1 protein-coding gene is annotated in these 1,120 nt (G+C 60.1%); it reads left to right on the top strand.

What is annotated here, in order from left to right; all coding sequences use genetic code 11:
• Positions 1–346 precede the first annotated feature (346 nt).
• Positions 347–1,072 carry a hypothetical protein gene (locus AC3WRM_RS18395; RefSeq protein WP_492249999.1) on the top strand — a complete coding sequence of 242 codons (726 nt, stop codon included), beginning with the start codon at positions 347–349 and terminating at the stop codon, positions 1,070–1,072.
• The last annotated feature ends 48 nt before the right edge of the window (positions 1,073–1,120 follow it).

Below are 1,120 nucleotides of genomic sequence, written 5' to 3'. Positions count from 1 at the left end.
TACCTACAACGACGCACCAGCGAAGGACTCTCCAAAAAGGACACCATCCGCGCCATGAAACGCCACATCGCCCGCGAGCTCCACGGAGCCCTCAAAGCCGACCTACGAGCACTTGACTCGATATAGGAACGTCCACTCGGCAGGTGTTCAGCGTGGCCCCGCCACGCGTTGGATCGCCCGGGTGCTTTCGATACGTCCGACCCCGGCTCCTGAGTCGGGACGACCTTGGGAAGACGACACGGCCGGCAGCACTGTCGAGTACGCGCTGGCGAGCGACAGCGCCGCCGGCTTCGTGCAGCCGTCAGGGCTCTACTGCTGGCGCTGAATTCATTGTAAGTTCGAGGTCGTGAGTGGAGATAAGGGCCGTGAGTACGATGAAAGCGAAGGATTGGCCAGCTTTCTGAATGGATTCGACCTAGATCGATTCGACAGTGAGGCCGATAAGTTCCTTGCGATGGATTTCGGTCGTGTCTCCGATAGCGCTTTGCGAGATGCCTACTACGATCTAATCGCACCAACCGGTCGCGCTGCCGTTCCTCAGTTGACGACGATCATCCCTGAGCGGACCCCATTCTGGCGAGTTCGAGCTGCGGGTCCCGATCGGAACGAGATCGCCGTGGCTGCGGACATGTGGTGGCCTCCGGCGAATCTGGTCGGCGCGCCCGGCCGGCTTAATGCCGCGCATGAATCGCTGCTTTACACGTGCCCGGAGGACCCAGCTCTGGCGGTGAGCGAGGCTCGCATAGCGCCCGGGCAAGAGTTCTTTCTGATCCGGTATGTCGCTAAAAGACCGATTCGACTTACCCAGATCCCAGGTCCCCTTCCGGGAAGTTCGAACCTCTCAACCCAACCGCTGCGCGCTTACGAGCAGATCTATGCCTTCCATCGTCGATTGTTCTCATTTGTGGCAGTCGAGGGAGACCCTGCGGCATACAGAGTCTCCGAATTCTTGGCCAAAGAGATTTTCGACCTTCCGCCCGATGTCCAGGACGGCTGGTGCTATCCCTCAATCCAGCAGCCGCCGGCGCTCAACACGGCGTTTCGGGGCTCTTCGTACTTCAGGTGGGGATGAGGGTGTCGAGTCCTCCGCCGATGAGGAGCATGCGTAGCCGGTAGTTGT

It is taken from the genome of Aeromicrobium sp. EU05-FHT14F07, from assembly GCF_058790455.1.
This window is presented reverse-complemented; position numbering and strand designations above follow the sequence as displayed.